We start from the raw sequence: 13,612 nt of genomic DNA, 5'->3' as shown, positions 1-13,612 counted from the left end.
TCGATTAGGGACGATTAGACAAGCCGCAGCGTGCAAGGCGCGTGTGCTGGTTGGTAATCAACACAAGCTGCGCAAACAGCAGATAGCCACCCTGCAGGGTGGCCCCCATAGGTCAGGCGCGGAATCGCTAGTTGGCTGCGGATTCCAGCATCAAGCCGCGGTGTCTTCCGAGAGATCGTCGACCAAGCGATGAAGCCGCTCGACAAACCCCTGCGGCACTGCCGGCGAGGCCTTGAGCACCTCGTCCATCAGTGGGTCGGCAGGTAAACCGAACCGTAGTCCCGAAGCTTCGTCGCGCGTCGACCCTGCGGCTCCTCCCAACGGGGCGACTAACGAATCCACATCAAAACGTAACTTTGCGAAAGGTGACTTCGCGCTCGACTCAGTAAACATTGCTTGACCGCTCCGCGACCGTTGAGACTCTCCATTCATCTCGTCGGTTCCTCATATAGCAAGCGCCGAGCATGTGCGCAACGGCAGCATGTGCATACGCTTGCAGCTAACATCGGTTCATACCCCTGACACACTAATTGAAACCCCAACTGGCCCTTGGAGTTCCACATAAAACCTAGAAAAAACACGATACAAATGGAGGTTCTGGCAAATTCCCTCCGCGTATTTTTCCTACGCTTTACGCGTATTTAAACGGACGCAAATGCATGCATCCTTCCAAGCGGTTCGCACTATAAAACCACTTGTTGATACTTCTCTAAACCTCTCCGTCGGTCAACGTAGCAAGGCTACTTCAACCTTTGGCTTCGGCAAGGTAATACTGGCGAAGTCGTTGGCGGGCGCGGCTTACACGCGAGAGCACCGTGCCGAGCGGTATTCCCAAAGTGTCGGCCGCCTCTTGGTGGGTCAACTCGCCGACGACGACCAGGAGTAACGACTCCCGAAGATCGTCAGGCAGTTGTTGCAAGGCGTGTTGCATTTCGTCGGTCAACTCCGAGGCCAATGGATCCACGCCATCCACGGCTATCTCGATCCCATGCTCCCCCGCAGGGTGTGGAGTGCGCGCTTTGCGACGCCATCCATCAATCACACGTCGGCGGAGAATCGAGGCTAACCAAGCCCGATGGCTTCGGCCGCGATCAAATCGATCGCGACTCCTCCAGGCACTACGTAGCGTCTCCTGCACCACGTCTTCAGCGTCATGCGAGTCGCCTACCATGCGATAAGCGAGTCGATATAAAGCCGGAGCGTGGTCCGAAACCATACCGTGAAATTCGGTCTGCGTTAGTGCCACTGTTTGCCTCTCCTCTCTCAGCCTGTTCCGTGCTGAAACCGGAGTGTTCCGTATCGTGCATCGCACACGATGATTCGCGTACTATAGCACGAGTTGTCTCTGTTCACCTAATCAATTCGCCGGAGAACTCGACCACTATTCCCGTGTGAGCAGAAAAAAACGAGAAAGTCGCTGCCAGTTCCCAGCACGACTCGTAAGTGGTGGAACACAAACGGGTTAGGTAATATGAGCGGGCGACGAGACCCGCTGCCGCGCGTGACCTGACCAGACCACTTTGCCCAGCCGCTGCCGGCTTGGGGCTTCACCTATCCGAAGCCCACCGACCGGGCCAACTGTTTGCCGGACGGTGCTCCGGTGGGTTAAAGTCGTAGCCAATCCCACCGCTGCCGTCCCCCTCGCTGGCAGCGCAATTGCCCCCCCTCCCAACTTCGAGCCCCCCCATGCGATACGCCATGCTGCTCCTGATGAGCTGTTTATCCCTCTACTCCGTTGCGTTGACCGCCCAGGCCGACGAGACGACCGATCCCTGCGCGCAGGATTCGCCGCAGGCGATGGCCAAAGCCGTGGGGGTGGAACTTCCCCCGCGCCCGTGGCACCTGGCGAACATCTGGTGGAACTTCGAGCAGCCGATCGAACACTTCACCTCGCTCGAGGTCGATATCACCATCGATCGCGACGTGCCCGACACCTACAACCTCTACATCTCGCCGTGTGGGCTAGCGAAGATCAACGGGCTGCAGTTCTATGGTGGCATTCAGTCGAACATCAACGGCTGGGCCGACAAGCAGAGCCGCGAGCGGGTGCATCGCGGGCATGGGGCGATCTTCTCGCGTTGGTCGTCGGACAAGAAGATGCCGATCGGGCTCGATCATGTCCAGATGGCCGACGACGAGTGCCTGGTCGAGAGCGCCGGCTACGAAGGGGAGTTCGCCAGCGTTCGCCGCCCCTATGTCTGGAAGCAAGGCACCTACACCTGGAGCATCACCAAGGGGGAGACCGTCGAGCATAAGGGAACCCCCGCGACCTGGTTCACTTGCAAAGTGAAGAACCACGCCGACGATTCGGAACTGGAAGTCGGCAGCCTGCTGTTCGAAGGCGAAGACTTCACCTACTGGAACCGCCATTCGGCGTTTGTCGAGGTTTACTCGACGAGCAAGATCCGCCGCTCGAACATCCCGAAGGTGAATGTCACGTTCGGCTGGCCCCGCATCAATGGCGAGAAGGCTCCGCTGAAGAACGCCTCGGCGTTCTATCCCAGCGTCAAGCAAGGCAGCACCAGCTCGCCCGACTGCGCGAAAGTCCGCGCCGATGGCGATAACTGCGTGGTCGAAGTCGCCGAGATCTTTGTCCGCGACGAAGCCAAGCGCCGGCACGATCTACCGCTTGGCAAATAGCCGAGCGGTGCTCCCACGCCTTGCCATCACGAGAGCCACACTCAGCCAACTTACGGCGACAACGGTCGCTGGCTCGGGGACGTTGACCACCTGGTCGAGATCGATCAAATAGACCGCTCCGGCCGTGGCGCCGGCGGTGTCGTCGCCCCACGCTCCGACGATCGCGGTGCTGCCCGAGAGGGCGACCGACTCGCCGAAGAAATCGTCGGGCTGGCCGTCGCGGGCGACGAGCTTGGCCACCTGCGCGGTGCTGGCGACTTCGAACACGTAAGCCGAGCCCGCACGGTCGCCTTGGTCGCTATCCCAATACGCGCCGAGCATGGCCATCGGTCCCGACAGGGCGACCGCACGCCCCAGCCCATCGCCGGCCGCGCCGTCGATGGCGACCAGCTTGGCCCGCTGCTCGCCGGTAAGTGCGTCGAACAAGTAAGCCGCGCCGGAGTTGTGGCCATTGTCGTCGTCGCCAAAGGCTCCGATGAGTGCCAAATCGCCCTCGATGGCCAGCGAGAAACCAAAGTAGTCGTTCGCGGCGGCATCGTTCGGGGTGAGTTTCGCTAGCTGCGCGCCGGTTGTAGTGTCGAACAGATACGCCGCGCCGGAGAACTCGCCGTCGCCATACGCGCCGACCAACGCTCGATTGCCCGACAACGCGACCGCTCCGCCGAACAGGCCGTTTTCGGCGCTGTCGTCTGGCACCAACTTCGCTAGCTGCAGACCGGTGGTGACGTCGAACAGGTAGGCCGCGCCCGCCCTGCTCCCCTGCTCCGTTCGGTTGCTGGCTCCCACCAAGGCCAGGTTGCCATCTACCGCGACGTTCACCCCAAACAAGTCACCCTGTTGGCCATCGCTGGCGGTCAGCTTATGGAGCATCTCGCCTGTCGAAGCATCAAACAGATAAGCCGAGCCAGCGTTGAATCCTAAGTCATCGTCGTGCGGGGCACCTACGATGGCGGTCGCTGCCCTGAGGCCGACGTTCCAGCCGAAAGAGTCCCCCGCCTCGCCATCGTCGGGGGTGAGTTTGCTGGTGAGCGTGCCGGTAGCGGTGTCCATCAGATAGACCGCGCCGGAATCGAGTCCCTGATCGTTGCTGCCGTCGGCGCTGATCACCGCGTGCGAGCCATCGACTGCAATGCTCCAACCAAAGGCATCGCTCTCGTTGCCATCGAAGGCGACCCGCTTACTCTCGGGCAGTACGTACGCCGCTTGCACCGTGGCGGCAAAGAAGACCAGGGGTCCTAGCAAGACCCTCGCGCTACAGTTCATGAGCTCCCCTCCTTGTGACCGAACCCGCGAGCCGGGTACTCCCAGCTCCCCCTCTTCGACTCCCCATGAGTTCTCTGCTGCTTCTCGCGACTCACAACATCAACGCGCGAAACGCATGACAAGCAAGCCCACATTGTGCACCGACTACAACCACATCGCTAGCATTTCTCCGAAAAATAGTCTCACTAAAAACCACTAGCGATGTAGTATTTCCAGCGATCGCCGAATGCCCTTGGTCGCCTGACTTCACAACACCCCGCGAAGCCCCCAGCACCGCCAATCCTTAAAGTTAAAACCGCACCTAACGTCTGGCCGCTTCCTGCGCATAAAAAAACACCCCCACGCACAGGGGTGCGTGAGGGTGTAAGTAGCTCAAGTAACTAGCAGCGTTTAGCGGCGGCGATAAAGCATCAGTCCACCGAGTCCCAAGCCCAGTAGCGCCAGCGTGGTGGGCTCGGGTACTTGGGTGACGACCACGTTGTCGATCATACCAAACGTCAAACCAGGCTCAGCCGTGACCGACGAGAAGAAGTCGGCGTAGAACAGGCTGATGTTGCCATCGGAGCTGAACGGGTCGTTGCCGCTGGCGTTGATCGACGCAATCAGCAGGCGCTCACCGCCTGGCTTTTCCATGATCACATCGGCAATCGTGCCGTCGGTGGTGAACTCGAAGGTTACCCATTGAAAACCAGGGGTACCGGGCGTACCTGCCGGGAAGGCGGTTTGGCTCTGCCCAGCGGGCGGTGCGACGCCTGGCAGGAAGTCGGCGTAGTAAACATTGCCACCGTCGCGAGAAAGACCGGCCATCTCAGCGGCGTCGAGGAAGTTCGTGTCGCCAAACGCACGATAGTCGTTCGACGAACCACCGTCGCCGGTCACGATGAGCTGCGCGCCCGAACCAATGTCTTCTTTGACGCCATCGTAGCCGATGCCGCCGCCGATGAATTCGGTAGTGCCATCCGAATTGCCGTTGATGCGTTCGTTGGCGTCGTAGTTAATCCACGCATCGAAGCGAAGTTGATAACTGCCAGTAAAGCTCTGTCCCACGGGATACAGTGTGAATCCCGAGGAGCCCGCACTGTCGCTCGCGGTATTGGCTTCCAGCTTCACGCCGGTGGTCGCGGAATCGCCCACTTGCGAGTGGGGAGCCTCGGGAATGTCGTCGGCGCTGTAGTCGTAGCCGAACGTCGCCGCATGGTCGCCATCGCCGAAGGCATTGATGCCCCAGCCTGCTCCACTTTCCATGCTGTCGCTATACAGCACAGCGGCCGAGGCACTCGATACGCCCAGGCACAAGGACGCCAGAACGGCGCAGAAAGTCGTTAGTGGTCGCGTCATTAGTACACTCCTGGTGTGGTGAAAGGCACGCCGATCGACTCCGTCGCCACGACCGGCTTATTGACAGTTCCCCCCGCCTTAGCGAGCGCTGGACGAAATAAGTCTCCCCCGTCCAGCAAAGCACTTCAGTAGTCGTTATAAGCAAAAAGCCAGACGATTTACAGTTATTTGTCGGAGAAACACGGTTGGAATCTCTATTCTGCAGAATCGGCATGGCTTTCAGGGAAACAACACTGCGACTCGCCGCACCTTGCAGTGAGGATGTTGTATTTGCCGACCATTGGCTTGTCGGTCGCTCCTACAGCCCCGCCGGTTGGGTGAATGCGCAAAACACCTTTGTTCAGCGCGCCCAACGATCGACTTGACGATGATTCTATCTTTGGGATTCAAGTACCACCCATGGTTGCACACCAGCCCACAAGTGTTAAACATACATTGGTGTCAAGTCGTTGACGGAGGGGTGTTTACTGGATGCCACACAAAGTGGGGGCCTTGCGATGCGGTACCATTGGATTCTTAAGTTCATTGCTAGCGTGATCTTACTGGCATTCCACGGAACCGCCACTGCGGCGGTCATTCAGCACGACTGGCTTGTTCCAGGTGATGGGCTGCTGACCTACGACGACGTCAACCAACGCGAATGGCTCGACCTGACCGAGACGCAGCTCTTCAAGTTTCCAGGCGGCACCCTGGAAGAACAGTACCAGGCAGTTGTCGACCACACCTTGCCCGGCGGGATGTTCGCTGGCTTCACGGTTGCCACGGCGGAGGACGTTCGTGCTTTGGCAGAATCGGCAGGGATCGATACGACTACGCTACGAAACAAATAGACCACAAGCCATCGAGCTAACCACCTTTCTTGGAGTGCCTGCGTACAGTACAGGAGCCGTCTCCGACTTGGATATCGCCGAACATTCGGTGAGCGTGTTTGTGGCTAGCACACGGGATGACCGTTTTGCAGGTTGGGCCATCGAAAACGCTCTGAGGCAAGCGGACAGTGTGTGGATCTATCAACAAGTCCCCGAGCCCTCCAGTTTCGCTTTGTCCGCCTTTGCAATCCTTGCTGCCTGCTTCGTTGGTCGCACAATCAAAGGCGCAAGTTGAGAAAACACGCCGCCCAGTCCCCGCCTAAGTGGCCAAATTTAATGCTTGCAATCCCCCGCCTGTCTGCTCTAATGAGTGAGTGAACATCCATTCACATCGCTCTTTGACAATCTGGCTCCCGTCGAGTTGGCCAACGCACTCACCTGGGCCGCGGAAATCGCTGGGAGGTTTGGGCGGGATTGGCTTCGGCCAGCGAATCGCGACCTAGTAAATCGTGACCTCGTGCTCTCGATTCGCCTGGCGACCGCAACCAGCATGGTTTTGCCCCCACCCGAATCGCCTGGGGGCAAAACGGCGAATCGGTGCAACGAGGCCATTCCGCCGAAGTCGTTGTGTGGTAATGGCTTACGCCCTGCACAAAGTCTTCGCCCAGGGAGAATAAAGCCCCCACGAATCGATTTCCGGGGTTTGGGGGCAAAATCCTCCAGGCGACTGCTCGCTGCAAATTGCCTCGGCGGCCTGCTGGCTCCACCAACTTCTGGCAGTTTGCTGCGACTTCCTGCGGTCCCTGTGGTTCCTGGCAGGCCATTTGAAATTACTGTTGGGTCGATCCGCGGCGACAACCGGTTTTGTCTCCATCGGCCCTATTAAGGTAGAATGGAGCAGTTGCCGCGTGGTTTCGCTTTGGGCCGTTGGTTTTGCTGGCGGCCGGTAGTTTAGGTAGCGGCCCCCTGGCAAGCTGATGAACTCGGCTGAGCGGTTCCGATACCAGTAAACGGGGCTCCGCAAGTTGACTCCACTTTGGCAACCCTTGGTAATCCGCTGACGAATTTTCCTCCAGTCACCTCCCCCACTTGGGAGAGCCCTGTTTCGCTATGGCCTTACGTTTTACACGACCTCGCCGACCGATTTCGCCGCGTGCCGCTGCAGCAGGAGTGCCGATGCGGCTGGTATCGCTCGCGGTTGGACTCGCGGTGATCGTGGTGCTGATGCAAACCGTGCAATCGGACATGATGCGTGAGAAGCTCGCACGGTTGTTCGGCGACACTCCCCCTGCAACCCCCGCGGTGACACTCACCGAGGCTGGCGAGCCAGCGATCGCCGCCCCGCTGCCGGGCGTGGATGCCGAGCTACTCGAGTCGGTGGAGGACAACACCCCGTTCCGTGATTCGGAGACCGAGGCGTGGTTCCACTTGATCGAGGTCGCCCGCGACACCCCGGCCGACGAACTGGCGGCCGCTTCGCGCGGGGCGATTGTTTACTCGCAACTGCTCAGCCAGCCGAGCGTGTATCGTGGGCAGGTGATTTCCATCACCGGGCGCGTGCATCGCATCGAGCAACTCACCCCTGCGGCCAACGACCTGGGCATCGACCACTACTATCGGCTCATCGTGCAGTCGGATCGCGACGTGACTCGCCCGTTCCAACTCTACTGCCTGGAACTTCCCGCTGGCTGGAGCGTGGAGGGGGAAATTCCCAACCATGGCGAGATGCGAGTCGAGGCGTTGTTCTTCAAGAACTGGCCGCACACGACCGGCGTGGCCGACGAGCTGAGTTTGAGTCCCACGTTTGTGAGTCGCACGATCGCGCCGATAGTGGTCGTGGCTCCCGTGGAAGTCGAAAAGCCCACCTGGCCGGCCTGGCAACTGCTGGCGGTCGCGATGGTGATTGCCGCGTTGGCGGTCGCCTGGATCAGCACCAATCGCTCGGCGCCCGATCGCTCGCGGTACCGCGAAGACTCGGCCGATGTGGTTGCGGGGCTCGAATCGCTGGCCGACACCGCGCCGGTGGCTGATTCGAAAGCAAGCGACGAAGTGCAAGCAGACGAATTACAAGCGGACGGGGAGGACTCGCAACGATGATCGCAGTGCTCCCCAAACGTGTGCATGGCTTGGTAGGCCTGGTCGCCTGGTTGGTGGCAAGTATCGTGCCGGCGTTGGCCCTTGCCCAAGAGACGACGCATAACACCGCCGAACCGACGCGGCTCGAACGCTCGCTGGCGCTCGACTACTGGGACGAGAGCCGATTCGCCAAGTTCGCTCATCGGTTGCCGCTCTCGATCGACGAAGAACAAGAGCTGCACCGCCTGGTCGCTCGACTCGGAACGTTTGATCGCCGGGTGTTTTACGCCTCGACGCCGAAGCCGACGACACTCGCCGAGCTGCTGGACGATCCCGACAGTTTCCGCGGGGCGTTCATCCGCTGGGAGGGGGAAATCGTCAGCGACACCCCACCGGCAACCGACGCTGGCAACGTGCATCAATGCCGAGCTAAAGCGAGCGACGGAGAGTGCGTGATCTACTCGAGCAGCGTGCCGGCGAAGTGGGATCCCGCGTCGCCCGCGAATCGCAAGATTGCCGTGGAAGGCATCTTTGTGAAGATCGACGAGCAAGGCGACAAGCTGGTTCCGTTGATCGCGGCCGCCAACTTGGAGTGGTTTCCGACCGAGTGGAATCCACCACAGGTTAATTACGGCATGAGCGTCCTCGGAGTGATGGGGGTAGATGTCTCGCTGCTCGACAACGTTCAACACCGCCAGCCGCTGACGAGTCGGGAGACGATCGCGTTTTATCGGTTGCTCGCCAGCATGAAAGAGACGCCGGCCAGTCAACTGATCAACTGGGCCGATCGGCAAATGCCACGCCATCGCCAAACCTGGACAGAGAAGACTAAGGAAGGAGACAAAGCCCATCGGGCAGTCGCCCAGCAAGTGGTGTCGCTCGCCCGCTACAACAGTTACGCGGTCGCCCCGTTTTTTAACTTGCCTGCCGAACAGGAAGGCGAGCTGGTAACGTTCGACGGAGTCGTGCGACGCGCGCTACGGGTGGAGGTCGCCAGCGACGTGGATGCCGACGCCTGCGGCATCGACCACTACTACGAGCTGGCGCTGTTTACGAGCGACTCGGCTAACAACCCGGTGATGTTCAGCGTATTGGAGCTGCCGGACGGTTTTCCGGAAGGAGAGGATATTCGCGAGTCGGTGCGGGTAGCCGGGTTCTTCTTCAAGAACTGGCGCTACACCAGCCGCCACGCGGACGGGCAGCTTCGCTTGGCGCCGCTGTTCGTGGGCCGCAGCCCGCTGCAAGTAACGCCAGCTTCGGAGAACCCGATTTGGGGTTGGGTCGCTGGGCTCGGCTTCATCGGAATCGTGCTGTTGCTGTGGATTTTTGTCTGGCTTCGCACGCGAGCCGACAATCGATTCGAAGCTCAAACCCTGTCCCGCATGCGCGAGCCACCCGAGCTGTTCGATGCCGAGGACGCAGAGCTGCTGGCCGGCCTGGCCGACGAGCCGAAAACACCGAGTAGCGACAATCCGACAAACCAGTCACAATAGCGATTTGCAGAACAATCGGTGTCGACCGCGTGTGTGTCGTCGCCGAACCCATGGACGGAACCACCACTTCCGTTGACCTAACCACCTTGTTAACGGAGCCCCGATGTCGCCTTCGACACCCAAGCCACGCTATTCGGCCGACCCGACGCACGCTTGGGGCATCCTTACGCCCAGATTCTGGCACGGCATGCGGCTCGGCACCTGGCTGAGCTTGCTCGCCACCCGACAATGCCGCCTGACACCGCGGTCGATGATCACGGCCGCCTCGATCACGCCGGTCAGCGGGTTCAACTCGATAGCCGCCGCCTGGCAAAACTTTCGCTTCGGCCGCCAGGTACATCGTCAGGTACTGGCCGAGCCACCGCTGTTTGTACTCGGTCATTGGCGAAGCGGCACCACGCTACTGCACGAGTTGCTAATCACCGATCCCGAGCACACTTACCCGAACACGTACGAGTGCATGCTGCCGCACTGTCATCTGGTCACGCAAAAATGGTTAGCTCCGCTCACCTCCTGGCTGCTTCCGTCGAAGCGGCCGATGGACAACGTAGAAGCCGGCTGGGACAAACCCCAAGAGGATGAGTTCGCGCTGTGCAACCTCGGCTTGCCCTCGCCCTACTTGTGCTGGGCGTTTCCCCACAACGGGCCGGTGCACTCCGAGTACCTCGACCTGCGCGAGGTCCCCAAACGCGACCGCCGGCGCTGGCAGGCGTTGCTCAAGCTGTTCGTGAAGTCGATCGCCGTGTCGCGCAACCGGCGGATCATCCTCAAGTCGCCCCCGCATACCGCGCGGGTCAAATGGTTGCTCGAGATCTTCCCCCGCGCGAAGTTCGTGCACATCTCGCGAGATCCGTTCAAGCTCTTCCCCTCCACCATTCGACTCTGGAAGTCGCTCTCCGACGTGCAAGGCCTGCAGCCCGACTTGCCGGAGTACGATTGGATGGAAGGCGAAGTGCTCCAAAACCTTCAAGTGATGTACAAAGCTTACCAGGAAGATCGCGAGCTGATTCCCGAAGGCAATCTATGTGAGATTCGCTACGAAGATCTCACCGCCAATCCGCATCAGGAAATTCAGCGGATGTACGAGCAGCTCGACCTAGGCAACTACGACCGCGTGAAGCCGGGCGTCGACCGCTACATCGAACGAACCGGCGACTACCAAACCAACCGCTACCAAATCCCACCCGAAATCGAAGCCAAGGTCCGCGACAACTGGGGGATCTACTTCGACATGTTCGGGTACGGCGAATCGGGAAGTGATTCGTAACTTCGTATGTAAGGAGCATCACACTACCAGCAATAACCTTATCGCCGGATGCCATGAAACCAGCGATACCAGCAAGCGGCCGAGCTCCAGAAGGCGGTTCGCTTGTTCGATGCCATTTCGCACTTGGCCGTGTTGATGGCTCCTGCACCTGGGTCCATGTTGTGGGCTCCGCAGGCGACGCAGTAACGCACGCCGTTGGGTAGCTCGTCACCGCAGCGCAGGCATTTATGGGCAGTTCGCGATTCTTGGCTTTCCATTGTCTTCCTTCGAGTACAAGGTTGAGAACAGAAAGTATTCGCAGCTCCTTCTCGTTCATTGGAATGATTTCGATAGTTCCCCTATGCTCGTGGGTGGAACGATTCGTGCACTTTCTTCAGCCTTGTGTGGTCGACGTGGGTGTATAGCTGAGTGGTCGCGATGCTGGCGTGGCCGAGCATCTCTTGCACGTGGCGCAGGTCCGCGCCGCCGGCCAGCAGGTGGGTCGCGAAGCTGTGCCGCAAGCTGTGTGGGCTGAGGTCGCTATTCACTCCCGCGATGGCCGCGCACTTTTTCACCAGCTCCCAGATCCGCTCCCGCCGCATCGCGCGTCCGCGCACCGAAAGAAACAACTCGCCAGGCTCGCTCGTATTCCGCTTCGCGAGCTTCGGGCGTTCTTTGTCCAGATACTCTTCAATCACCCGACACGCTGGCTCGCCGAGCGGAACCATCCGCTGCTTGTCGCCTTTGCCATGGCACCGGCAGAACCGTTCGGCAACATGCAGATCGGCCAGCTTGATCGTCGCCAACTCCGACACCCGGCAACCTGTCGCATACAGCATTTCGAGAATCGCCCGATCGCGACGCCACCAAGGCTCCCCTTTAGGAGGGGCGGCGAGCAGTCGCTCGACCTCGCTAGCGGAGAGCACCGTGGGAATCTTCTGCCAGAGCTTCTGAGTGACCAGCAGGTCGGCTTGGTTATCGGTCAGCACCCCTTCGAGCTGCAGGTACTTGAAGAACACCTTGAGCGACACCACGTGACGACTCACGCTAGTTGGCGCGAGATCCTGCTCGCGGAGCCAGGCGGGGTAGCCCGCCAGATCACTCACACTGAGCCCTGCCAGCCGCCGCCCGCCCAACCAGGCGACAAACCGCTCGAGATCGCGGCCGTACGCTTTCACGGTGTTCTCCGACAGATGACATTCGCTACGCAGATAGCGCAGAAACGCCTCGCGGTGCTGGCGCACTTCGCTGGCCGACCGCTCGCGTCGGGGCTTCAGTGGTTTCTTAGCCATATCGTTAAAACTGTCGCAATGGTTAAAGGTTCAAGCAGGGCTGTCTTGCAGTGCTTAACGCCTGCCTTAACAGGGTATCGGCAGCATTCGCCGGCATCTCGCAACCCTGGGCAAACCGGGGGCATTCTCGGTATGCTAGAGGTCGACTTCAACGGTTAAAGTGGTTGAGGTACTCCGGTTGGTGTTAAACGAAAGCGATTGCAATGAAAGTTCTCGTCGTTGGTGGAGCAGGATACATTGGCAGCCATGCTGTGCGGGCGCTCGAAGAGTCGGGCCACGAAGCCTGGGTGTTCGATAATCTTTATCAAGGACATCGCGGTGCGGTGCCGGCCGATCGGTTGATCGAAGGCGATCTGCTCAACCCCGCCGACCTCGCTGCCGCGCTCGACAAGTCGGGCGCCGAAGCAGTCATGCACTTCGCCGCACTCGCCCTGGTTGGCGAGTCGGTCACCGACCCGGCCAAGTACTACTCCAACAACGTGGTCGGTGCACTCAACCTGCTCGACGCGATGCGCGAGAAAGGCATCTGGCGAATCGTATTCAGCAGCACCTGCGCTACGTACGGAGTTCCCCCCAGCTCGCCGATCGACGAGTCGATGCCGCAGGTGCCGATCAACCCGTACGGCGATACCAAGCTGGCGATCGAAAAGGCCCTGGATGCCTACTCGCACGCTTACGGACTCGGCGTGGCCGCGCTGCGTTACTTCAACGCGGCAGGCTCGCACCATAGCGGCGAGATCGGCGAAGACCACGATCCTGAAACGCACTTGATTCCCATCGTGCTGCAAGTTGCCCTCGGCCAGCGCGAGCACGTTACCATCTTCGGCGACGACTACCCCACGCCCGACGGCACCTGCATCCGCGATTACATTCATGTCGAAGACCTCTGCAGTGCCCACGTCGCCGCCCTCGAGCGACTCGAGCAAGGGCAGATGATGAAACTCAACCTCGGCACCGGCAACGGCTTCAGCGTCAAGCAGGTGATCGACGCCTGCCGCAAGGTGACCGGGCACGAGATCCCCGCGGTGATGGGCGAACGCCGCCCCGGCGACCCGGCGGCCCTGGTGGCCAACAGCAGCAAGGCGTTCGAAACCTTGGGCTGGAAGCCGAAGTACACGTCGGTCGAAGAGGTGGTCGCCTCGGCCTGGCGCTGGCACCAAGCCAACCCCAACGGGTACGCCAACTAAACCAGTAGGGGTTTGCGGCAACCATCGCCCCCCAGGCATGCGTTCCCCCGATTCCCCGCGGCGAATTCCACCTTCGATAGTTTCCCAAAACTGCGCAACACGATTCTCTGGGAATCTATTCCTAGCGGACTTACGTCGACGCATCTCGTCGAATCGTCGGCATTTGCAGGCGGTTTTTGCCATCGCGTTGTCGTAAGTCTCCAAGAGGACGAAAAATAGATTCCCAGCGGTGGGAATCTATTCTGGAAGCGGGAACGGGGAATGGGGA

Annotated in this window: 12 protein-coding genes; 6 read left to right on the top strand and 6 right to left on the bottom strand. The window is 60.1% G+C overall.

Features of this window, described 5'->3' with window-relative positions:
* Nucleotides 1–150 precede the first annotated feature (150 nt).
* Nucleotides 151–342, bottom strand: a complete 192-nt coding sequence (locus tag Pan181_RS07115) for a hypothetical protein (protein WP_145246165.1) — start codon at nucleotides 340–342, stop codon at nucleotides 151–153.
* Between the two features lie 403 nt (nucleotides 343–745).
* Nucleotides 746–1,246 carry an RNA polymerase sigma factor gene (locus Pan181_RS07110; RefSeq protein WP_145246164.1) on the bottom strand — a complete coding sequence of 167 codons (501 nt, stop codon included), beginning with the start codon at nucleotides 1,244–1,246 and terminating at the stop codon, nucleotides 746–748.
* Between the two features lie 440 nt (nucleotides 1,247–1,686).
* Here Pan181_RS07110 and Pan181_RS07105 point away from each other — a divergent pair, with 440 nt between their 5' ends.
* Nucleotides 1,687–2,640, top strand: coding sequence for a DUF3472 domain-containing protein (locus Pan181_RS07105; RefSeq protein WP_197529003.1), 954 nt, complete (start codon nucleotides 1,687–1,689; stop codon nucleotides 2,638–2,640).
* On the opposite strand, the gene Pan181_RS07100 is transcribed toward Pan181_RS07105, so the two are convergent.
* Together Pan181_RS07100 and Pan181_RS25950 are read right to left on the bottom strand one after the other, a co-directional pair.
* The gene (locus tag Pan181_RS07100; RefSeq protein ID WP_145246162.1) at nucleotides 2,623–3,903 is read right to left on the bottom strand and encodes an FG-GAP repeat protein; all 1,281 of its coding nucleotides are present in this window, start codon (nucleotides 3,901–3,903) and stop codon (nucleotides 2,623–2,625) included. The genes Pan181_RS07105 and Pan181_RS07100 overlap by 18 nt on opposite strands.
* A 390-nt stretch (nucleotides 3,904–4,293) precedes the next feature.
* Nucleotides 4,294–5,241: a PEP-CTERM sorting domain-containing protein gene (locus Pan181_RS25950; protein ID WP_197529002.1), complete on the bottom strand. Its 948-nt coding sequence runs from the start codon at nucleotides 5,239–5,241 to the stop codon at nucleotides 4,294–4,296.
* Nucleotides 5,242–5,738: 497 nt separating this feature from the next.
* On the opposite strand from Pan181_RS25950, the gene Pan181_RS07090 reads away from it, so the two are divergent.
* From Pan181_RS07090 to Pan181_RS07075, 4 genes are all read left to right on the top strand, one after another.
* The gene (locus tag Pan181_RS07090) at nucleotides 5,739–6,071 is read left to right on the top strand and encodes a hypothetical protein (protein WP_145246161.1); all 333 of its coding nucleotides are present in this window, start codon (nucleotides 5,739–5,741) and stop codon (nucleotides 6,069–6,071) included.
* Between the two features lie 1,089 nt (nucleotides 6,072–7,160).
* Entirely contained in the window at nucleotides 7,161–8,147 is a 987-nt protein-coding gene (locus Pan181_RS07085; protein ID WP_197529001.1) for a hypothetical protein, read from the top strand.
* Nucleotides 8,144–9,619, top strand: coding sequence for a hypothetical protein (locus Pan181_RS07080; protein WP_145246159.1), 1,476 nt, complete (start codon nucleotides 8,144–8,146; stop codon nucleotides 9,617–9,619). The genes Pan181_RS07085 and Pan181_RS07080 overlap by 4 nt, the downstream gene beginning before the upstream one ends.
* Nucleotides 9,620–9,722: 103 nt before the next feature.
* Nucleotides 9,723–10,886, top strand: coding sequence for a sulfotransferase family protein (locus tag Pan181_RS07075; protein ID WP_145246158.1), 1,164 nt, complete (start codon nucleotides 9,723–9,725; stop codon nucleotides 10,884–10,886).
* A gap of 38 nt (nucleotides 10,887–10,924) precedes the next feature.
* Here the strand turns inward: Pan181_RS07075 and Pan181_RS07070 are convergent, their stop codons facing one another.
* A complete protein-coding gene (locus Pan181_RS07070; protein ID WP_145246157.1) occupies nucleotides 10,925–11,143 on the bottom strand; it encodes a zinc-ribbon domain-containing protein in 219 nt (72 codons plus the stop codon).
* 81 nt (nucleotides 11,144–11,224) lie between these two features.
* Nucleotides 11,225–12,157, bottom strand: coding sequence for a site-specific tyrosine recombinase XerD (gene xerD, locus Pan181_RS07065; RefSeq protein ID WP_145246156.1), 933 nt, complete (start codon nucleotides 12,155–12,157; stop codon nucleotides 11,225–11,227).
* A gap of 203 nt (nucleotides 12,158–12,360) precedes the next feature.
* Between xerD and galE the strand changes: the two genes are divergently transcribed.
* Nucleotides 12,361–13,344, top strand: a complete 984-nt coding sequence (gene galE, locus Pan181_RS07060) for a UDP-glucose 4-epimerase GalE (RefSeq protein ID WP_145246155.1) — start codon at nucleotides 12,361–12,363, stop codon at nucleotides 13,342–13,344.
* The last annotated feature ends 268 nt before the right edge of the window (nucleotides 13,345–13,612 follow it).

This window comes from Aeoliella mucimassa, assembly GCF_007748035.1.
Classification (GTDB): domain Bacteria; phylum Planctomycetota; class Planctomycetia; order Pirellulales; family Lacipirellulaceae; genus Aeoliella; species Aeoliella mucimassa.
Note: the sequence above shows the minus strand (reverse complement) of the source record. Positions and strands in the feature narration are given on the sequence as shown.

Coding starts and splice junctions, on each gene's coding strand:
- Pan181_RS07090 (WP_145246161.1), top strand. CDS start 5,739: ATGCGGTACCATTGGATTCTTAAGTTCATTGCTAGCGTGATCTTACTG.
- Pan181_RS25950 (WP_197529002.1), bottom strand. CDS start 5,241: ATGACGCGACCACTAACGACTTTCTGCGCCGTTCTGGCGTCCTTGTGC.
- Pan181_RS07105 (WP_197529003.1), top strand. CDS start 1,687: ATGCGATACGCCATGCTGCTCCTGATGAGCTGTTTATCCCTCTACTCC.
- galE (WP_145246155.1), top strand. CDS start 12,361: ATGAAAGTTCTCGTCGTTGGTGGAGCAGGATACATTGGCAGCCATGCT.
- Pan181_RS07085 (WP_197529001.1), top strand. CDS start 7,161: ATGGCCTTACGTTTTACACGACCTCGCCGACCGATTTCGCCGCGTGCC.
- Pan181_RS07070 (WP_145246157.1), bottom strand. CDS start 11,143: ATGGAAAGCCAAGAATCGCGAACTGCCCATAAATGCCTGCGCTGCGGT.
- Pan181_RS07100 (WP_145246162.1), bottom strand. CDS start 3,903: ATGAACTGTAGCGCGAGGGTCTTGCTAGGACCCCTGGTCTTCTTTGCC.
- Pan181_RS07080 (WP_145246159.1), top strand. CDS start 8,144: ATGATCGCAGTGCTCCCCAAACGTGTGCATGGCTTGGTAGGCCTGGTC.
- Pan181_RS07075 (WP_145246158.1), top strand. CDS start 9,723: ATGTCGCCTTCGACACCCAAGCCACGCTATTCGGCCGACCCGACGCAC.
- xerD (WP_145246156.1), bottom strand. CDS start 12,157: ATGGCTAAGAAACCACTGAAGCCCCGACGCGAGCGGTCGGCCAGCGAA.